The 21,227-nt window shown below is 44.5% G+C and carries 17 protein-coding genes; 12 read left to right on the top strand and 5 right to left on the bottom strand.

The features are described 5' to 3' along the window. Positions 1 to 4: 4 nt before the first annotated feature. Both CAG60_RS07470 and CAG60_RS07465 read right to left on the bottom strand, forming a co-directional pair. Positions 5 to 934, bottom strand: coding sequence for a DUF58 domain-containing protein (locus CAG60_RS07470; protein WP_161438642.1), 930 nt, complete (start codon positions 932 to 934; stop codon positions 5 to 7). Positions 935 to 943: 9 nt separating this feature from the next. Further along, positions 944 to 1,900 carry an AAA family ATPase gene (locus CAG60_RS07465; RefSeq protein ID WP_158137133.1) on the bottom strand — a complete coding sequence of 319 codons (957 nt, stop codon included), beginning with the start codon at positions 1,898 to 1,900 and terminating at the stop codon, positions 944 to 946. Between the two features lie 287 nt (positions 1,901 to 2,187). Here CAG60_RS07465 and CAG60_RS07460 point away from each other — a divergent pair, with 287 nt between their 5' ends. From CAG60_RS07460 to CAG60_RS07435, 6 genes are all read left to right on the top strand, one after another. Beyond that, positions 2,188 to 4,101: a methyl-accepting chemotaxis protein gene (locus CAG60_RS07460; protein WP_158145179.1), complete on the top strand. Its 1,914-nt coding sequence runs from the start codon at positions 2,188 to 2,190 to the stop codon at positions 4,099 to 4,101. Between the two features lie 357 nt (positions 4,102 to 4,458). After that, complete coding sequence (locus CAG60_RS07455) at positions 4,459 to 6,327, top strand: methyl-accepting chemotaxis protein (protein WP_161438641.1); 1,869 nt, start codon at positions 4,459 to 4,461, stop codon at positions 6,325 to 6,327. A gap of 64 nt (positions 6,328 to 6,391) precedes the next feature. Beyond that, positions 6,392 to 6,592 carry a restriction endonuclease subunit S gene (locus tag CAG60_RS07450; protein ID WP_154170874.1) on the top strand — a complete coding sequence of 67 codons (201 nt, stop codon included), beginning with the start codon at positions 6,392 to 6,394 and terminating at the stop codon, positions 6,590 to 6,592. Between the two features lie 300 nt (positions 6,593 to 6,892). Further along, entirely contained in the window at positions 6,893 to 8,251 is a 1,359-nt protein-coding gene (locus CAG60_RS07445) for an alpha-amylase family protein (protein ID WP_161438640.1), read from the top strand. Positions 8,252 to 8,695: 444 nt separating this feature from the next. Beyond that, complete coding sequence (pepT, locus tag CAG60_RS07440; RefSeq protein ID WP_161438639.1) at positions 8,696 to 9,925, top strand: peptidase T; 1,230 nt, start codon at positions 8,696 to 8,698, stop codon at positions 9,923 to 9,925. A gap of 144 nt (positions 9,926 to 10,069) precedes the next feature. Then, on the top strand, positions 10,070 to 10,948 hold the full coding sequence (locus CAG60_RS07435) for a mechanosensitive ion channel family protein (RefSeq protein ID WP_072670949.1): 879 nt from the start codon (positions 10,070 to 10,072) through the stop codon (positions 10,946 to 10,948). Between the two features lie 9 nt (positions 10,949 to 10,957). Here CAG60_RS07435 and norR read toward each other — a convergent pair whose 3' ends face one another. Beyond that, a complete protein-coding gene (gene norR, locus CAG60_RS07430) occupies positions 10,958 to 12,544 on the bottom strand; it encodes a nitric oxide reductase transcriptional regulator NorR (protein ID WP_161438638.1) in 1,587 nt (528 codons plus the stop codon). Positions 12,545 to 12,733: 189 nt separating this feature from the next. Between norR and hmpA the strand changes: the two genes are divergently transcribed. Continuing rightward, positions 12,734 to 13,933 (top strand): NO-inducible flavohemoprotein, encoded by a 1,200-nt coding sequence (gene hmpA, locus CAG60_RS07425; RefSeq protein WP_161438637.1) that lies wholly within the window; start codon positions 12,734 to 12,736, stop codon positions 13,931 to 13,933. A 65-nt stretch (positions 13,934 to 13,998) separates the two neighbouring features. Here the strand turns inward: hmpA and CAG60_RS07420 are convergent, their stop codons facing one another. Further along, positions 13,999 to 14,208, bottom strand: a complete 210-nt coding sequence (locus CAG60_RS07420) for a cold-shock protein (RefSeq protein ID WP_004396923.1) — start codon at positions 14,206 to 14,208, stop codon at positions 13,999 to 14,001. A gap of 501 nt (positions 14,209 to 14,709) precedes the next feature. On the opposite strand from CAG60_RS07420, the gene CAG60_RS07415 reads away from it, so the two are divergent. The 4 genes from CAG60_RS07415 (at position 14,710) to CAG60_RS07400 (ending at position 18,203) form a co-directional block, all read left to right on the top strand. Further along, complete coding sequence (locus tag CAG60_RS07415; protein ID WP_154170879.1) at positions 14,710 to 15,069, top strand: NADH:ubiquinone oxidoreductase; 360 nt, start codon at positions 14,710 to 14,712, stop codon at positions 15,067 to 15,069. 168 nt (positions 15,070 to 15,237) lie between these two features. Next, the gene (locus CAG60_RS07410; protein WP_154170880.1) at positions 15,238 to 16,242 is read left to right on the top strand and encodes a response regulator; all 1,005 of its coding nucleotides are present in this window, start codon (positions 15,238 to 15,240) and stop codon (positions 16,240 to 16,242) included. Continuing rightward, positions 16,242 to 16,685, top strand: coding sequence for a diguanylate cyclase (locus CAG60_RS07405; RefSeq protein WP_040905259.1), 444 nt, complete (start codon positions 16,242 to 16,244; stop codon positions 16,683 to 16,685). Before CAG60_RS07410 ends, CAG60_RS07405 begins: the two co-directional genes overlap by 1 nt. Positions 16,686 to 16,727: 42 nt before the next feature. Continuing rightward, entirely contained in the window at positions 16,728 to 18,203 is a 1,476-nt protein-coding gene (locus CAG60_RS07400; protein WP_161438636.1) for an NAD(P)H-hydrate dehydratase, read from the top strand. Here CAG60_RS07400 and CAG60_RS07395 read toward each other — a convergent pair. Beyond that, on the bottom strand, positions 18,193 to 19,191 hold the full coding sequence (locus CAG60_RS07395) for a 2-hydroxyacid dehydrogenase (RefSeq protein ID WP_154170882.1): 999 nt from the start codon (positions 19,189 to 19,191) through the stop codon (positions 18,193 to 18,195). The genes CAG60_RS07400 and CAG60_RS07395 overlap by 11 nt on opposite strands. Positions 19,192 to 19,745: 554 nt before the next feature. Between CAG60_RS07395 and CAG60_RS07390 the strand changes: the two genes are divergently transcribed. Continuing rightward, the gene (locus tag CAG60_RS07390) at positions 19,746 to 20,789 is read left to right on the top strand and encodes a GMP reductase (RefSeq protein WP_161438635.1); all 1,044 of its coding nucleotides are present in this window, start codon (positions 19,746 to 19,748) and stop codon (positions 20,787 to 20,789) included. Positions 20,790 to 21,227: the final 438 nt, after the last annotated feature.

Here is a 21,227-nt window from a genome sequence, read left to right as displayed (position 1 = left end):
TAATTTAGAGTCCGGATAGTTGTGGTAACAAAGGCCGCCCACAAGAGAGTAGGCGATAGTCCATTGCCATACGTTGGCTCAATAATTTTAGTTTTAGTTTCTGAGATTCAAAGGATTTTTTGATACCGTCGCGGGTATTATTTGCTGAAAAGTTGAGCCAGAGCGTGTGTTGGTTATTTCTTACACGTTCTCTACCACGAAAAGCGGTGATCCCTTGTTCCAATGGATCGGCAATCTGTACTATTCGGACTTGATTATGGCGACTTAATCGACTCAATAGTGGCTGCATTCCGTCATCATAGCGTACGAAATCGCTGAGCAAGATAATCTCACTGCCTTTAGGACAGAGTCGATCAAGCGTGAGTAAGCCTTCCTGCATGGAAGAATTTGACGCAGTGGTCGTCTGCTGCGCTTGTATTTGTCTACTGATTAGTTCAGATAGAATACGTAATGCGCCATTACGCCGTGCGGTGGGTTTTAGTTCAATTAACCGGTTTCCAAGATCAATAACCGCGCCAATGCGATCTTGTTGCGCCACGGCTAACCAACTGATTAAACTTGCCATATGAGCGGCTTGCACGGATTTAAACAGTAAAGTTGAACCAAACTGCATCGAAGGGCTAAAATCGACATAAAGAATAACGGGTTTTTCTCGCTCTTCACAAAAAAGCTTAGTGTGTGGTTTACCCGTTCTTGCTGTCACTCGCCAATCAATGCTTCTAATATCATCGCCAGCCTGATACTGGCGCACTTCAGCAAAATCCATCCCACGACCAAGTTGACGGCTTCGGTGTTGACCGAGCAATGGAGCCCACAAACTTTTAGCTGGAGGGAGCCATTTCACGGCCTGTTGCTGGTAAGGCAGTAGTTCTTCAAGGCATAAGGTAACGCCATTGGCGTGCTCAGGTAATGATGATAGAGAAAGATTGGTCATCTATTTATCCTAGGCGCTGCCGACTAATGTCAGTAAGTGAGCAATAACTTGGTTAGGCGTGATGCCTTCTGCTTGTGCTTGATAAGTTAACAGTAATCGATGGCGAAGCACGGGATAGATCATCGCTTGAACATCCTCCGGGCTGACAAAGTCTCTGCCACTGAGCCAAGCATGAGCACGAGCACAACGGTCTAAGGCGATGGTTGCGCGTGGGCTAACCCCCATCTCAATCCATTGAGCTAGTGTTGGGTCATACTCACTGGGATGACGGGTGGCCATGATAAGGCGGATGATATACTGCTCGATGGCCTCAGCCATATGGATATTGAGTACGGTTTGTCGGGCAGAGAAAATATCCGATTGACTCAAGACGGGCGGAGTAATAGAACGCTGTCCCAGAGCTTCTCCACGGTTAAGACGCAAAATAGCCAATTCATGTTCAGCGTCAGGATAGTCAACTTCTAAATGCAATAAAAACCGATCCAACTGCGCCTCAGGTAAAGGATAAGTCCCTTCTTGCTCAATCGGGTTTTGTGTCGCCATCACCAGAAAAAGAGGCGGTAGTGGGTAGGTTTTACGACCTGCGGTGATCTGCTTTTCAGCCATTGCTTCTAGCATTGCCGCTTGTACCTTGGCTGGAGCACGGTTTATTTCATCAGCGAGAACCAGTGAATGAAAAATAGGCCCAGGTTGGAAGGTGAATTCTCCCGTTTCTGGGCGGAAAATATCGGTACCGGTTAAGTCTGCTGGCAGTAAATCAGGGGTAAATTGTATACGATGAAACTCGCCTTCAATGCATTCAGCCAGTGATTTTACCGCACGAGTTTTTGCTAATCCTGGGGGGCCTTCAACCAAAATATGCCCATCCGCCAGTAAAGCAATTAGCAACTGTTGGATTAATGAAGATTGACCAATCACTTGCTGGTTTAAATAGTCTTGTAGTGTTTGAAAGGTAGTTAACTGCATTGACCTTAAACTCCCGATAGAAAAATCAGCTTTTGGTCAATGTATTACCCGAAAAGTTCCCACCAATACAGCAAAAAAATGCGGTACTTGAACCGATTGGTGATGATTTCGACGCCGACATTACGATGAGAAATGGGACTAAGTTCGGTATATGAATAAATGATTGGAAGAATACTCACCAAATTGCAATCCATTTCGTGATTTTTAATGGTTTTGTGCTAAACATCTAAGTAGCAAAACTTCGATTTTATTAGTCTCAGCAGACATTGTTTGGTGAAGAGGATCCCATGCTCAAAAAATTAAGAATGACATCAAGGCTGATCATTGTGTTCAGTATTCCTTTGACCATCAGTTTGTTACTGGCTGCTTGGATAGTAACCAATCAAGTCAGCTCCAGAGTGGTGGGGTTAGGAGAAACATCAGTCAGCCGTACGGCGCAAAGTAGTTCGGAAATGGTCAGCAGTTGGGTAGAAGCCCGCATGGCGGTTGTCCGCTCTTTAGCACAAACCGAGACGTTAGCTTCCGGAGATACGCAAGCCATTTTTAACTACGTTAAACACTTTGGCAAAAACATGAGTTCAGAATTTGAAGTGATGTTCTTTGTCGATTTAAAAGGGGATGCTTACCACCACAACGGCGTTGTTGCGAGTCGAGCCGATCGTGGTTACTTTCAGCAGTTAGTGGTACAAAAAACTCAGCAGTCACTGGTCAGTGACCCGCTTTATTCGGGAACTTCAGGCAATGCGATCATTGTTTTGGCTCATGTGGTAAAAAATCATCGTGGTGAAGTGATTGGTTTATTAGCCGCAACCGTAACGCTGAATACTTTGACTCAACTGGTTGATAGTGTCGCTACTAATAATGCGGAAGCGTGGCTGGTTGACTCGCGCGGTGTCTATGTGGCACACAAAACGGCAGCCAAACGCCTAAAAGATAATGCAACTCAGGACAGCAACACGGCTTACGCACAAATGAGTCGCTTAATGGTTGCCGGTCAATCTGGGTTAACCGATCTGTATTTAGAAAATAAGCAACATTATATGGTGGCTTACCATCCGGTCGCGAATACCCCGGGTTGGTCGCTCGCGGTTGCTCAACCGTACGATGATATTATCTCTACGGCACGTGAATTAACCGTCACCTTGTTACTGGCGTTTGCGGTGACCTTGATTTTACTCATCGTCATCATTCTTTTGGTCGCTAAAATGATTGTCAGACCAATCAACGAAACGCGTGAGGCACTAGAGCAAATTGCCGCGGGAGATGGTGATTTAACTCAGCGTCTTAATGAAGAGCGCCACGATGAGTTTGGTGATTTGGCGCGCAGCTTTAACGCGTTTGTGGGCGGGGTGCATAGCTTGGTAAAACAAGTGGCTGAAGCTTCCATTCAGTTAGGTGCCGCGGCTGAGCAATTGGCGGTTTCAAGCCGAGAAGCGAATGATCAAGTACAGAAACAACGTCACGAAACGGATCAAGTGGCTACCGCGATGACAGAAATGGCCGCAACGGTGAACCAAGTTGCAGAAAATGCCGGTAATGCGGCTCAAGCGGCGGACCGTTCAAGTAAATTTGCTCAAGAAGGTGAAGTCGTGGTGACGAAAACCACTAACGAAGTCCTGTCCTTAGCGAAAGAGGTACAAACCGCGGTTAATGTGATAGAGAAACTACAGCAAGACGCAGATTCTATCGGCAAAGTGCTTGAGGTGATTCGTAGCATCGCTGAGCAAACGAACTTACTAGCTCTTAACGCAGCAATTGAAGCTGCTCGAGCTGGTGAACATGGCCGAGGCTTTGCGGTGGTTGCAGATGAGGTTCGAACATTGGCGACACGTACGCAAAGTTCTACCGAAGAAATTCGTGACATTATTGAGAAACTACAATCAGCGTCGAAGAATGCTTCGCAAGTCATGGATGGTGGTTATCGTAAAGCCAATGAAGTGGTCGACTGGGCCGAACAGGCTTCGGAAAAGCTGCGTGAAATTACCGCTGCGATCATTACGATCAATGACATGAACATCCAAATTGCGACAGCAACTGAGCAACAATCGATAGTGGCTGATGATGTAAACCAAACACTCAACCGAATCAGCGGTGGAGTAGAGCAATTATCCGATGGCTCAACCCATATTGCAGCGGCCAGTGATGAGTTGGCACGTTTAGCGACGGATCTACAGAATAGAGTCGGTCGCTTTAAGGTTTAAATTTTACTCTCTTTTCAATCAACATCGCCCCTAAAACTAGGGGCTTTTTTATATCTTTTCTACCTAAAAGTCGAGTCATAGTCACTACCATTATTACTCTCAATGATCCTTAAAGAGCAATCGACAACGGCATCAATTTTTTGAAAAAATGTATGGTTGATTGACAGTCTCGCTGTCGCCTTACGCGATTGGAGTATTGATATTTGGTGAATAATTATTAGTTTTTAATGAATTGAAGGCTTACCATTATGGTGAGATATGCGTAAATATGAATTGGTTGCCGATTCTATTATACTCCTGACTTGATAATATTGGTTCTACCCCCTGAAGGGATATCTATATAAGGTTGTACTCGGTATGACGCTAGCCGTTTTAGCGTCGACGACCATTCTTGGTTTAATGGCTCAGCATCAAGCTAGGCAGACGCTAGAGCACCGTTTGGTTGATATTGAGATCCCAACGATGCTGCATCGAATTGCGGAACAAATTGATCGAGACGTTAGTACCCTATTGCAAGCTTCTCAACAGATTGCAAGCAATGTGTTTATTCAAGAAGTGATTGCGACCACCGATAGAAATGCAGAGCAAGAAGCTCAGCTTGTTCTTCAGCTCAACAATATTCGTCAGCAATACCGTTTAGATGATGCTTCAGTGGCGAATCGAGAAACGGCTTTTTATTGGAATCAAAATGGATTTCTCCGCCAATTGAATCGTCAGCAAGATGGCTGGTTTTTTGGTTTCACGGACTCTCAACAGCCAACGATGGTCAGTATGTTTAGAGAGCCGACTGGTGAGGTAAAACTGTTTGCTAACTACCAAATTGTCAATGGGATTAGTATGTCAGGTTTGTCTAAATCAATGGATGACATGGTACGTTTATTGACCAGTTTTAAGATTGAACAAACCGGCTTTGTTTATCTAGCGAATGCTCAGGGTGAGATTCAAGTTCATCATCAAAATGATAAACATCAACATTCATTAAGCCATATTTATGGCCCACAAGCCTCATCTCTACTTAATAAATCAACCTTTAATTTAATGACGGCTCAAGACAGTGGTGAAGAGGTATTTGTTGCCAGTCTCTATATCCCGAGTATGGATTGGTTTGTCGTTGCTTCTGTGCCTGTTCGAGAGGTTTTTGCTGATCTGAATAGCATGGGACAACGGATGATATTATTAACCTTGATGGTCGCTGGAGGGTTCATTGTTGTGGGGATTATTTTGGCCAATAGTATCGCCAAGCCTATCCGTCAGATCGCTCAACGATTTACCGATCTCGGACAAGGCGATGGCGACCTGTCTCAACGTATTGAGATTGAGGGTACCGATGAAATTTCTCAATTATCACAAGGATTTAATGGTTTTATCGATAAAATTCATCAATCGATGAAAGAGGTTTCTGCGACGAGTCGAGCGTTGCATCATGCCGCTGCGAATGTGTCGAACAAATCGCAGACCACGTTTGATAATAGCCAGCACCAGCGTGAACAGACAGTCCAAGTCGTGACAGCCATGAACCAAATGGGATCGACGATCAGTGAAATTGCCGCTAATGCTGCTACCGCTGCTGAAACCGCCAATGAGGCAGCAACCAGCACGCTACAAGGCAAAAAAGTGATCACTCAAGCGAAAGACACCATTGATCGTTTAGCCATTGATATGACAAATACAGGCGAAGTCGTTGGACAGTTGGCGAAAAAAACGCAAGATATTGGCAGTATTTTAGATGTGATCCGAGAGATATCTGAGCAAACCAATTTATTAGCATTGAACGCAGCGATCGAAGCCGCGCGCGCAGGCGATCAAGGTCGGGGCTTTGCGGTCGTTGCCGATGAAGTTCGTAATTTAGCCAGTCGTACGGCAAGCTCGACGGAAGAGATACAAACTATGATCCATCAACTACAAGCTGACGCGAAAGCGGCGGTACAAGCGATGGAAATGGGACAAAGTATTTCAACTGAAGGGGTTGAATTCACCCAATCAGCCGCTCAAGAGCTAGAAACCATTTTACTGAAAATCCGAGACATTACCGATAGAAATACTCAAGTTGCTACGGCGACAGAAGAGCAATCGACGGTTGTTTACACCATTAATAGCAATGTTGAAGAAATTAATGTTGTGAATGAGAAAACGACGGTGACGGCAGAGCAACTCGCTCAAGCGAGCCAAGAGTTAAGTGACTTATCGCAGCGTCTTGATTCGATGGTGAGTAACTTTAAACTCTAACGTAGTCTAGCTACCTTGTGGTGACTTAAGTAGACTACAAGGTTTTTAATTGAAGAGGCATACTATGAAAGATATTGAACAAGAGTTAGAGAACATGACCGCTCAGCTTAGCGACCAACCTGAAACACCACTACCAAGTTTGGAAGAACAGCGTGCTTTGGTGGCTGAATTTAAGCGTTTAGAAGCGGCTGGTGAACTAACTCCAGAAATATTAGAGCAACATTTTGGGCCGTTTTTTGCTGCCAGTGATGCCCCTGTACACTAATTTTCTTGTTTTTATTCAATCACAAAGGCGCTTTACTGCCTTTGTGATTTTCTGCCTATACCGTACGACGAGCAAATGTGATTTCTCGACGGCTTTTTAATCCATCCTAAACATTTCGTTGCCTAGCGAAAGCGTGATTCTACGCCTTGGGTCTCCACCATCAATAATTCCATAAAGGGGGATGGCGCTTTGCTCCAGCAACCTATAATCATGGTCACTATAATCGAATTGTTCTAGCGAGCTGCATTCATTGATTTTTTAAGTTTTCTTTCGCTGGCTAGATAAACAGGAGTATTCAAGATGATCAGTTCTCAGCCGACGGATGTCATTTTACATGTTTTTGATTGGCCTTATGCCAAAGTCACCGAGCATGCGTCAAAGATTGCCAAAGCAGGCTATAAAGCCGTACTAGTTTCACCGCCGATGAAGTCTTACCAACAACCGAGTGGTACTCCTTGGTGGCAGCGTTATCAACCACAAGATTATCGAGTGATTGATAATCAATTGGGCAATACCAGCACGTTTCAAGCGATGGTTGCGGGTTTAGAAGCGCTGGGTTTATGGGTGTATGCTGATGTGGTATTTAACCACATGGCCAATGAATCAACCCATCGCTTGGACTTACAATATCCAAGTGATGACGATCTTAACGACTATGCTCAGCGTGATGAGTATTACCAACAACAACGTTTGTTTGGTGACTTATCTCAACCCCTGTTTACCGAAGATGATTTTGTCGAAGCCTTTGGTATTAAAGATTGGCAAGATAAATGGCAAGTGCAAAACGGACGTATTTCAGGTGGTCCACATGATGCAGGTTTACCTACATTACGTGATAATCCTCATGTCGTTGCACAGCAGCAAGCCTATCTGTTGGCGCTAAAAGCAATGGGCGTGAAAGGGTTTCGGATTGATGCTGCCAAGCATATGACCATTGAGCATCTCAAGCGTGTATGGAGTGAAGAGATCACTCATGATGTGCATATTTTTGGCGAGATCATCACCGATGGTGGAGCGACCAAAGCGGAATATAAACTGTTTTTAGAGCCCTATTTAGAGCAAACCCGTTTGGGAGCTTATGACTTCCCCTTATTTCAGACTGTCTTTAATGCGTTACAGCCGAAAGGCAGTTTAAAAGCGTTAATTGACCCCTACTGTTTTGGTGAAGCGTTATCGAAAGAACGCGCTATCACCTTTGCTATCACTCATGATATTCCTAATAACGATGTGTTTATGGATCTCGTGATGTCAGAAACGTTAGAGTCGCTGGCATATAGCTATATTCTTGGTAGAGATGGCGGAGTACCGTTGATCTACACGGATTTAAACCCCAGTGGACTCTGTGCTCGTAATGGAAAACCGCGTTGGCAGAATGCTTGGTGTGATCCTAAGATTTTGACTGGGATTGCCTTTCATAATCAAATGCATGGGCTACCCATGTTACCTATCGAAGCCAGTGATGATCTATTGGTCTTTCGCCGAGGTGAACAAGGGGTCGTGATCATCAATAAATCGGCTCGTAGTCAATCCGTTGAGCTTAAGCAATGGACGCATGGATTGTACGATCTCTACACTGGTGAGACGTTTGAAGCCCAAGGTAGTATGACGACTATTGAAACGCCAGCAATGAGCAGCCGAATGCTAGTGCTTCAGCGCTAGTGGATGAATGGTATTCTTTTGATGAAAAAAGCGCCTCTTGAATCGATAAGTTGATATCAAGAGGCAAGACGTCGTTAGCGAGATGTTTAGAGAGTTTAAGCCGTTTGAATCGTTAATATCTGTGCATTAACCAGAAGCGAGTTACCTTATTATTCTAGTAATGATGACGAAAAACGCCAATGAGCGGCTCAATAAATGTACATTTTATGGTTTTTGCTGGAGCAGTCTCTCATTTTTTTCTGATCTTTCTCTCTCATTGACTCATTCATCCCCTGTGACTAATCCACTAAAAACTGATTTATAGCAAGTTATCTTATTAGCAAAGACGTACTATCAAGAGTAATCAGTAGCGTATCAAGCCACATCGTCTCCGTCTATTGGGCGAAGATGGGCTTTGATGTTGTATACGTTTTTAATTGCCTTGCCGAATAGTGAGTATTTACTATGCAGAATCTTGTTGAGCGTTTTTTACGCTATGTGACTTATGATACCCAATCTAAGCCGAAAAATACGCACACGCCCAGCTCCAGTGGGCAAATGGTTTTTGCGCGGCACCTTGTTGAAGAATTACAGCAAATCGGATTAACTGAGGCGAGTGTGGATGAATACGGCTATGTAATGGCCTGCTTGCCTTCTAATGTTCAGTATACGGTTCCTGCGATCGGATTTATCGCTCATTTAGATACGGCACCAGACGCTTCAGGTAAACACGTCAAACCGCAAATTGTCGAACATTATCAAGGGGGAGACATTGCTCTTGGTAAAGGCGATGAAATTCTCTCACCGATTCAATATCCAGAGCTGCATCAACTTCACGGTGAGCACTTAATCACGACCGATGGCCATACCTTGCTCGGCGCTGATAATAAGGCAGGCATTGCCGAAATCATTACCGCCATTGAGATGCTGATTGCCGATCCTTCCATTCCTCACGGTGATATTTACATCGCATTTACTCCCGATGAAGAAATTGGTCGCGGTGCTGATCATTTTAATCGACAAAAGTTCGCAGCAGAGTGGGCCTACACCGTTGATGGTGGTCCTGTCGGGGAGCTGGAGTTTGAAAACTTCTATGCAGCCACCGCTCAGGTTATTTGCCACGGTGTTAATGTTCATCCTGGAACGGCGAAGAATAAAATGGTGAATTCGATGTATCTCGCCAGTGATTTCATTGCCATGATGCCGATGCAAGAGACACCAGAGCATACCGATGGCTATCAAGGTTTTTATCATCTTAAATCCGCTAAGATGAGCGTTGCATTATCACAGTTAGATTACTTAATTCGTGATTTTTCACGTCAAGGTTTTGCCGATCGTAAAGCATTTATGCAGCAACAAGTACAACGGCTTAATCAACGTTTGGCTAAAGGCCATATTGAATTAGTCATAACGGATCAGTATGCGAATATGAAAGAGCAAGTGATGGTGCACCCACATATCATTGAATTAGCCCAATCCGCGATGCTTGAGTGTGGTATCTCGCCAATCATTAAGCCTATCCGTGGTGGAACAGATGGTGCGCGTTTATCTTTTATGGGATTACCTTGCCCGAACCTTTTTACTGGCGGCTATAACTTCCATGGTATTCATGAGTTTATTACTATTGAGGGAATGGAGAAAGCGGTTCAAGTGATTGTGAAATTAGCAGAGAAAACCGCACAGCGTTACGCATAAAGGTTTGTTGTCAATCAACGCTAAGGGATCGCTTTAGCGTTTTTTTATGGTTTTTGGGTGCCTAAGCAACTTCATGTAGGCATAAGACCATCAATACGGTATAAAACACTCAATAAAAAAGATAATGGATTAGGAATTTTTACCATGCAACATCTCTACGTCGCCATTGCGTTTTTACAAGAAAATAAGTTGATATTAACGCTACTTATTATTTTCTTGATCATGGCACTAAAACGGTTAGTGCTATCGCAAATTCGTGGTGAAGTCTCTTTTTTGACCGAAGAGCAGCGTAAATGGATGTCACGGACCAAAAATGGTGCTTTTGTTGCCACGATTTTAATTTTATTTTTACTCTGGAAATCAGAGATCAGTCAGTTTGCACTATCGGTAACCGCGATTGCCATCGCCATTGTCGTGGCTTCAAAAGAGATCATTCTCTGCTTCACCGGCTCTATTCAACGCGCCAGCTCTCGTTCATTTCGTATGGGGGATTGGATAGAAGTGGGCAAACTGTGTGGTGAAGTGATTGAGCACAACATGATGGCGACCGTCATTCAAGAGATTGATTTGCAGCATGGTCAATACCACTACACAGGCAAAACGGCGACGCTACCTAACAGCATGTTTTTCACTTACCCAGTGAAAAATTTAAACTTTATGAAGCGTTATGTCTTCCATAATTTCACCATTATTGTGCCCCGATTCGTTAATTTGTATCCCTTGTTACCGATCATGTATCAGCGAATGGAAACGCATTTTGCTCATTTTATTGATGTCGCTCGGCGTTATAACAATATGATTGAGAAACATGCTGGCGTTGATTTACCCAGTGCTGAGCCGCACATTGAAATTTCCAGTGCAGGGGCGGGCGAGCAAGTGGTGCACTTTATGATCTTTTGCCCAACCGATAAAGCGAACCAATTAGAGCAATTGATCCGCCGAGATTTTATGGAGGCGTATGAAAAAGCTTTTCCACCTGAGCCAGCCGTAGCGCAAGAACCCGCCCAAGAGAGTGAGAGTTAACGCGTCAAGTCATTCAATACTGTGTTTTTTGTGCAGTTGTATGCCGAGTCGTTTGGCAAGACGAGTTAAGTTGGCACGATCCACATCGAGTCTTCGTGCCGCTTGAGCCCAGTTGTATTCTGCTTCCTCCAAAGTTTGACAGATCAATTGACGTTGAAACGCATCGGTTGCAGTGCGTAAGCCTAATGATTCCTGATCTGACGCCCTGACAGCTTGCTCGGCACAAGCTTGTGGAGGATGAATCGCGATTAAAGACTCATCGAGAGTTCCTATTTCCATTAAATCAATGGTCACTAAGGATTGGTTAGGCTTTAGAGCGCGAGCTTTAAGTGCGGAACGATTAATGACATGCTCTAACTCTCGAACATTGCCAGGCCATGAATAATGGATCAGGTAACTGAGCGCTGGGGCGGCGATTTTTAATTGCACGATACCGAGTTTGCGTCGAGTTTGTTCCAGAAAGTACCCGACTAATAAGGCAATATCACCGGTGCGCTCACGAAGTGGGGGGACCCAAATTGGGTAAACACTTAATCGATGGTAAAGATCGGCTCGAAAACGGCCGGCTTGAACCTCTTGTTTTAAATCCCGATTCGTTGCGGCGAGAATACGAACATTGACGGTTTGTACCGTATCTTGACCGACAGGTTGAATCTCATTGTTTTGTAATACACGCAGTAATTTACTTTGCGCTAATAAAGGCAATTCACCAATTTCATCTAAAAATAACGTTCCCCCATCGGCTAAAGCAAATTTCCCCATTCGATGACGTTCAGCGCCGGTAAAAGCGCCTTTTACATGCCCAAATAGCTCACTTTCGACTAAATTTTCAGGGATAGCCGCACAGTTCACATAGACCATAGGTTGGTGTTTGCGAGCAGATAGCTGGTGAATGGTACGCGCAACCAACTCTTTTCCGACTCCTGTTTCACCATGAATCATAATGGTGAGATCGGAGGGAGCGACAACGTGGATATCCGACATCATGATCCGTATAGCATCACTATTGCCAATGATGTCCCCTTTTTCTCGTTGCCAGACATCTTCGTTGAGGGCTTCTAGACGCTGCTGGCTATATTTAGCCTGAGCTTCCAGTTGTGAGAGAGTCAATGCTAACTTCAAGGTTGAGGCCGCGATCGCCGCTAAAGCCTCTAGACTGCGCATGGGTATGTCATTAAAAGCATTGGGGGTGAGGCTATCGAGGGTCAGAACACCTAATAATGCATCGCCAAAGAGTAAAGGTAGGCCCATACAAGCGTGAATAGGCAGATCATCGTCATGCTCCATCAGTAAACCATCAAAAGGATCGGGGAGTGGGCAGTCGGCTCCGAATCGCACTGGAGAGCTCGATTGGCAAATAATATCCAGTCTCGGGTGCTCTGAGATGATAAAACGCCGCCCCAGTGTATCTCTGGTTAAGCCTTGCATCGCTAGTGGAATAAGGGTGTCATTTTGCCGTGACATCAACACCACACAGTCACATTGAATGGTCTTGCGAATCGCATCCAATAAGCGATGAAAACGATCTTGATCGTTAATACCGCTGGCTAAGCCAATCGTCATGTCTACTACGGTGGAAACAGAAAAATCTTGCATGGTCATCGCTCCTTTTGGACATGATAAAGTCAAAATGACCAATTTAAAAGAAGTTAATTTGACATGATTTTATAGGTGTCTGTGTTATTTTCTTTTAATAACAATGAGTTAATTTTTGGCATTGAACCTGCAATGGGATAGTGGAAGTCAGTTTATTTTCAATTATCTTATATCAGGAGACGTCGATTTATGCTCAACAACCATACTATCGCAATCATTAAAAGTACGATTCCTTTACTAGAATCTGCAGGACCCGCACTTACGGCCCATTTTTATCAGCGTATGTTTACTCATAACCCTGAATTAAAAGATATTTTTAATATGACCCATCAAAAAACAGGTCGCCAAAGTGTTGCTCTGTTTAGTGCTGTCGCCGCTTACGCTAAAAATATCGATAACTTAGCGGCTCTCACTAGCGCTGTTGAACGTATCGCTCATAAACATACTAGTTTTAATATCCAACCGGATCATTATCAAATCGTTGGTCATCATTTGATTGAAACATTACGAGAGTTAGCACCAGAGGCCTTTACGAGCGAAGTAGAACAAGCGTGGACAGAAGCCTATCTCTTCTTAGCACAAATTTTTATTGATCGAGAAGGTGAGCTCTATTTACAGCGTAAACAAGCGATCGGCGGTTGGTCTAATGCGCGCGAGTTTATTGTTGCAGAAAAGCGTCCAGAATCATTATTGGTGACCAGTTTTATCCTAAAACCCAAAGATGGTTTACCAGTACTTGCTCATCAAGCAGGTCAGTATATAGGATTAGAAGTGAAACCTGCGGGGCATCGATATCAAGAAATCCGCCAATATTCGTTATCTCACGCGACAAACGGCGAGTATTACCGGATATCGGTCAAGCGTGAAGGAGCGGACAATCAAAACGCAGGGGTAGTCTCGCACTATTTGCACGATAACGTTCAAGTTGGCGACTCGGTTGCTCTATATGCGCCAGCGGGTGATTTTTACTACGTTGAGCGTCAGCGTCCAGTGGTACTTATTTCTGCTGGCGTCGGTGTTACTCCGATGCAAGCGATGTTACAGACTCTTGCCGAGCAGGATAAAAATCGGGTTCATTATTTATACGCTTGTCATGATCGACAGCAACACACCTTTTTAGAAGAAACGGCGACACTCATCGCAGCCCAGCAAACCTCAGGCAAAGAATGGCAACAGCAGGTTTGGTATTTACGTGGTGAAGGCGCTAACACGCATACTGGTCAAATGGATTTATCAGCCGTCACTTTGCCAATTAATAATGGGGATTATTATCTCTGTGGTCCACTTGGTTTTATGGAAAATACAGTCAAACAGTTGATGAGTTTAGGCGTTGATGCGGAACGGATTCATTATGAAGTGTTTGGCCCTCATGCCGAGCTGAATCGTTAAGATATGAGAATATAAAATGAAAATAGCCAGCTAAAAAGCTGGCTATTAAGTATTAGGTTCGTCTATTACAGGACTTTGATGCTTTCAGCTTGAGGGCCTTTTTGACCTTGTGTGATCACAAACTCAACTTTTTGGCCTTCAGCCAAAGTGCGGAAACCTTCACTTTGGATAGCACTGAAATGAGCAAAAACGTCAGGACCGTTTTCTTGTTTAATGAAGCCGAAACCTTTAGTTTCGTTGAACCATTTAACGGTACCAGTAACAGGAGTAGACATAGTAAAAATCCTAAAAAACATTTTGTATATAGGCCGAATTCGGCACGGATAGCATGGAAAAGTAGCTTGCTATTGCGTACGACACGACGGGAGTTACAAGGAATCCAACGAAACAATGTGTATACAACGAACTTCATTTCTAGCTGTCAGTGAGTCTAGATCAATCTGTATCGTTGTCAATTGGAACTTGCGATGAATTGCAAGAGTTTTAATTATTTTTTGCTCTAGGTGTCATTTCTGTGTAATTGATCATGTACTCAGTTCACTTTTAGCTCCAGTATGGGGGAATCTTTGAGCGTTTATTGCTTGTTAAAGAAAGGCTTGTTATCGCTATAGCGCGAAAATGGCTCTGTGAGCTAACCTCAAGAGTTCAATGATCAACCTTGTCTTTTATTATGCAAAGGCGTACATAATAAAGCGTTAATATGAGGTGTGGGTCGAGGTGAGTAGAACGGCCTCATTTTAGCGGCATATTTCCTCCTTTCACTAAGGTAGGCCACGATGAAAATATTAATCATTGCTGCGGTCTCTTTATTCGTCGCTATTCTCGCCTCCGCCGAGCACTTTCCTTCGTTATTACTTGGTTCTCTTACTGCTATCACGGCCGTCGCCGGGTGTTATGGTTTGGCGTTTAGTCGCGCACGATTTCCCGAACAAGGATTACTGCTGCTTTTTTGCGGTTTACTATTTAAGTTTGCGATCACCATTATTGGTGTCGTTTGGGGGATGGCGATGGGTTGGATGACTTCTCCTGCGATCTTTGCACTCTCGTATTTAATTTTCTCTATCGCGGCGACGTCATTAGGTTTTTATCTTCGCTCCCGTCAACGGGCCGCTCCTTCGCCAATGACTAAATCGTGATGTTAAGCTTACTGATAGCTTGGCTATATGACTTCACCGTATCGAGTAACGTCATCAAATGGTTTTTAAAAAGTGCCATTTATCAATAATTAAATTACGATAACCTAGTACGCTGATTCGATTTGGGTATACACTTTTAATTAATAAAAGCTAACAATAGGTGGTGGTATGTCTTACCCAGTGTTGATCTGCGATGATTCTGCATTAGCCCGAAAACAAATGGCTCGTTCTTTACCCGCTTCGTTGAATGCAGACATCACCTTTGCTGTACATGGTGTTGATGCATTGGAGCAGCTTGATAAGCACTCGTTTAAGTTAATGTTCTTAGATTTAACCATGCCAGAGTTAGATGGTTTTGAAACGCTTGAAGCGATGCGAGCGCGTGGTGATCAGACTCCCGTGGTGGTGGTCTCTGGTGACATCCAACCCAAAGCCAAAGAGCGAGTGATGGCGCTCGGTGCTCGCGCATTTATTCAAAAACCTATTGATAAAACGATCTTAAACGATGTTCTGCGTGAGCTGGTTGAGCCGCCGACGCAGCCGCGTATTGTCACGCCAGTTTCGATTGATCTGCCTATCTTACGGCGTCGTGATGTTTACATGGAAGTGGCTAACGTATCGATTGGTCAAGCGGCCGACGCGTTGGCACGCCATTTTGATGTATTTGTTGAGTTACCTTTACCTAATATCAATATCTTAGAAGTCAGTGAACTGCATATGGCTTTGCGTGATCTGGCCGATAATGTTCAGGTTTCTGGTGTTTGTCAGGGCTTTAGTGGTGAAGGGATTGCTGGTGAAGCTTTGGTGTTACTCAGTGACTCCAGTGTCGCGGATTTAAAAAAATTAATGAAAGTCCCGGTGGACAGCGAAGAGTTGGAAGAGCTTGAATTATTAATGGACGTTTCGAATATTTTGGTCGGCTCATTTCTTAATGGGCTCGGTCAACAATCGGAGGTGCGCTTTTTTCAAAGCTCGCCCGTCTTACTTGGTCAACATATTTCGATAGACTCGGTGATTCAATCAACCGCAGGTTCATTTACCAAAACCATGACCTTTGAGGTCAGCTACAATATTGAAGGCACCTCAATTCGTTGTGATCTGCTGTTTATGTTTGTCGATGAGTCGTTGCCGTTGCTCGATAATAAACTGGCTTATCTAATGGAGGATTTTTAATGCTTTCTCTCCCTGCTGAATTTGAGCAATTCCACTGGATGGTGGACATGGTCCAGAACGTTGATATGGGATTAATCGTCTTAAATCGAGACTACGAAGTACAGGTATGGAATGGGTTTATGACCCATCACAGTGGTAAGCATGGTCATGATGTGATTGGCAAATCTATCTTTACTATTTTTCCTGAAATTCCGTCAGACTGGTTTAAATTAAAAACCAAGCCCGTTTATGACTTAGGCTGTCGCAGTTTCATCACTTGGCAGCAGCGCCCTTATCTCTTCAAGTGTCGTAATGTCCGGCCCATTACCCAGCAAGCGGATTTTATGTACCAAAATATCACTCTTAACCCGATGCGTACGCCGACAGGAAAAATCAATTCTCTTTTTCTGTCTATTCAAGATGCCACCACCGAGGCGTTGGCCTCTTTACAATCTCGACAGTAAGTTAACGCGATGTGTCTCATCTAGTGTTGTAGGAAAATTATCATGCCTTTGCCCAGACTTTTTTATACCCCACAGCAAGTCAAACAAGGTGAACAGTTAGCCGCTAAGGCGCAAGGTTTAGAAATATTTCGGTTGATGGAGCGTGCTGGCCAAGCGGTATTTACCATTGCTTTAGCTCAGTATCCGGCCTCTCATCACTGGTTAGTGTGTTGTGGCAGCGGCAATAATGGTGGCGATGGTTATATTGTTGCACGACTGGCTCAATCGGTGGGTATTCAGGTCACGGTATGGCAGTTCGGTGATCCTGAATGTTTACGTGATGATGCACGAAAAGCTTATTATCACTGGTTAGATAGTGGCGGAGAAGTTTTTCCTTGTAGCGATACTATTCCAGATCATATCGATGTGATTATTGATGGATTACTAGGCATTGGTATTAAGGGAGCCGTTCGTCCTAAATTGCAAGCGGTGATCGAGACGATTAATGACCATTCAGCCCCTGTCGTTGCGATTGATGTGCCATCGGGGTTATGCGCTTTGACAGGATGTGCGCTTGGTTGTGCTATTTATGCGCAGCATACGGTGAGTTTTGTCGGCTTAAAACAAGGTTTAGTGACAGGCAAAGCGAGGGATTATGTTGGCCATCTGCATTTTGCAGGGTTAGGCATCGAAGAAGCTTTTAATGCGCAAAACTCCCCTACGCTGAAAGCTATCGATGTCAAGTCACCTCAGCGTTACTTACAGCCCAGATCAAGGACCGCTCATAAAGGTTTGCATGGTAAGGCGCTCTTTATTGGTGGTAATAGTGGTATGGGTGGCGCCGCCATTTTAGCGGTGCAGGCTTGTGTACGAACGGGGAGTGGTCTGAACGCAGCCTTGGTTCACCCCGGAAATACCACAGCGATGTTGGTCAGTTGCCCTGAGGTGATGGTCGCCAGTTGGTCGGATGCCAGTTTGCTTGAACAACGTTTAGCATGGTGCAGCGTGGTTGCCATTGGTCCTGGTTTAGGACGAGATGAAAAAGCGCAACAGCTCATCAGAGAAGTTCAAAGCCTCAATAAGCCGAAAATAATGGATGCGGATGCGTTGTTTTTTCTTGCTCAATCCGCCTGTTTCGATCAGCAGCGAATTATCACACCTCACCCTGCAGAGGCCGCAAGAATGCTCGCGACCGATGTTGAAATTATCGAAGCCGATCGTTTTCAGGCCGCACGCGCCTTACAGCAAAAATACGGCGGCGTTGTGGTATTAAAAGGCGCTGGTACCTTAGTCTATGACGGGGAAAGCCTGTATGTCTGCTTGGCGGGTAATCCCGGCATGGCGAGTGGTGGTATGGGGGATGTGTTGACTGGGGTGATAGCTTCCTTACTTGCGCAAGGACTCTCTTTGTTTGATGCGGCTAAAGTAGGGGTTTTGATCCACAGTCAAGCGGCGGACCAAAACGCCCATGAGCATGGCGAAAGAGGGCTCATCGCGAGCGATCTCATTCCCCATTTACGCCGTTTAGTTAATCGTTGATCAACTCATTGCCGGATAGCTTACCTTGGCTAAATACTAGAATATTATTTAACGTGGTTTGCGCGATATTATTTAACGCATCTTCGGTCAAGAAAGCTTGGTGTCCGGTAAAGAGTACATTGTGGCAGGATGATAAACGGCGGAACACATCATCAACAATCACATCATTAGATTTGTCTTGGAAGAACAGATCTTTCTCATTGTCATACACATCTAAGCCTAATGAGCCTATACGACCACGTTTCAACGCTTCAATTGCCGCCGCAGAATCAAGCAGTTCTCCGCGACTGGTGTTGATGATCATCACTTTATCTTTCATTTGATCAAACGCTTGCTCATTGAGCAGATGATAATTTTCTTTCGACATGGGGCAGTGCAACGTGATCACATCACTATTGGCGTATAGCTCAGGCAGCTCAACGTATTTTGCCCCTAATTCAAGCGCGGCTGGATTTTGATAAGGGTCGTAGCAAAGCACCGTCATACCAAGCCCTTTTAAAATCCGCATGGTGGCAACCCCAATTTTCCCCGTACCGATCACCCCAACGGTTTTACCATAAAAGTTAAAGCCGACTAAACCTTCTAAAGAGAAGTTGGCTTCACGAGTACGTTGGTAGGCTTTATGAAAACGACGGTTAAGGCACATCATTAAGCCCACGGTATGCTCAGCCACCGCTTCTGGTGAATAGGCAGGGACCCGCACTACCTGTAAACCTAATTGTTTCGCGGCGGCTAAATCAACTTTATCAAAGCCTGCGCAGCGCATAGCAATTAAACGAGTGCCACCTTGATAAAGTGTCTGTAGCACTTCTGCATCCAATTCATCATTTACAAAAGCGCAAACAACTTGGCAATCTTTAGCCATTTGTGCGGTCTTTTGGGTTAAACGGAAATCATGAAAATGAAAGGTGAGCTGCTGAGGGTCAATAAATCGGTTGAAAGAGAGTTCATCGTAGTTTTTCGCGCTAAAAAAAGCGACATTGATCATGGTGCTGTCTCCTCAAATAAGATCAGGCGAGTCAAAATAGTACGCACTAATGAGTATCATTGTTCTCGGTATAAACCTAATCGTAATAAAAATAAACCCCATTTTTTCTCTGGGATAGAGATATTCAGCCAGTGTTTCAGTCACATTCATCTCAAGAAACCGTTGTCGCAACCGTTTGCAAACGAGGTCTGCCATCACACTTTTACTAAAGATCAGACATAAAACGCCGCAAGTGGGTTTTGTTGCCCAAAGCGTTAAATAAAATACATTTAGAAGAGTTGGTGTTAACTTGTTGATTTAACGTGATTAATGAACTTTGTTTGCGTGGGAGAGGGTGTCGTTAGATAAATGATATGAAATCTTCGCTAGCGTAGCACAAAAAAAAATGAAATATCAGACTTGCCGGAAAGAAATCACGCCCTATAATGCTGAAAACCGGAGCGTCTGCCAACGCTCCGGTTTTTTTGTGTCCGAAACATACTCAGGTCTGCCAACTTGGGTATGCCGCACCCTTGTGCTAAGGCACAAACAGTGAATTAACTAAGGAAATAACCATGCGTATCGAACAAGAACTTAAGTTAGGTTTTAAAGATGTCCTGTTTCGCCCGAAACGTTCTACTCTCAAAAGTCGTTCTCAAGTTAACTTAACCCGCGATTTTACCTTCAAGCATAGTGGCCGTCAATGGTCTGGCGTGCCTGTGATTGCCGCCAACATGGACTCGGTAGGCAGTTTCGCGATGGCGAAAGCTCTTGCTGAACATGGGGTCATGACCGCGATTCATAAGCACTATACAGTGCAAGATTGGGCTGACTTTGTGCAGACGGCGAATGGTGAAACCTTAAATAAGGTGATGGTTTCTACCGGCACTTCACCGCAAGATTTCCAGAAAACTCAAGATATTATGGCATTATCGGATGATCTGCTGTTTATCTGTATTGATATTGCTAACGGTTATTCAGAGCATTTAGTCGATTACGTACAGCAAGTGCGTGCTGCCTTCCCTGATAAAGTGATTTCAGCGGGTAACGTAGTGACAGGGGATATGTGTGAAGAGCTGATCCTCGCTGGCGCGGATATTGTTAAAGTTGGTATTGGTCCAGGTTCGGTTTGTACCACACGGGTGAAAACGGGTGTGGGTTACCCTCAGCTCTCGGCGATCATTGAGTGTGCCGATGCTGCCCATGGTTTAGGCGGTCGTATCATCGGTGACGGTGGCTGCGCTTGTCCGGGCGATGTGGCGAAAGCCTTTGGCGGCGGCGCTGATTTTGTCATGCTAGGCGGTATGTTAGCTGGTCATGAAGAAGCGGGCGGTGAGCTGGTGGTGAAAGACGGCGAAACCTTCATGAAGTTCTACGGCATGTCGTCAAAGAGCGCCATGGAGAAGCACTCTGGCGGCGTAGCAGGTTACCGCGCTGCGGAAGGTAAAACCGTATTATTGCCATACCGCGGCAGTGTCCACGGTACCATTCAAGACATCCTCGGTGGCGTGCGATCAACTTGCACCTATGTAGGCGCGGCGGAACTTCGCGAGCTAACCAAGCGTACGACTTTTATCCGAGTTCAAGAACAAGAGAACAACGTTTACGGGCGTGAGTAAGCCTTAAATTAATCGGAAAAATCGAATGATTAAGAGCCGTTTTTAACGGCTCTTTTTTTGCTCTAAAGTTAGCAAGTGGCGAAAAAGTGGCGATAGAGGTGAAAAAATTTTGGAGCGACTGTCACAGGACAACAAAGTTTGAAACTAATTTTTGTCCAGAACCTTCACATTGGGCACTTCGTAACTTAGAAGTGCCCCGTTATCGTTTTCGCGCATAAGTACGAGTTCGGAGATAACCGAATTTTGACCAAATATAGCCAATCTAACACCCAAATTCACAAAGTATGGAAAACAGGTATTATAGTGCGGTTCTTTCTCCAAATGAATATGCTGATTCTTGCCCTGTATTTATTCTGGCCTGTTATCTTTGATGCTGATTTTTTGTTAGTGTTATTGATTAATTAACCATTACTTTGTAAATAGTTTTATGTTTATATC

Source organism: Vibrio sp. V33_P6A3T137, assembly GCF_009904835.1.
Classification (GTDB): Bacteria; Pseudomonadota; Gammaproteobacteria; order Enterobacterales; family Vibrionaceae; genus Vibrio; species Vibrio metschnikovii.
This window is presented reverse-complemented; position numbering and strand designations above follow the sequence as displayed.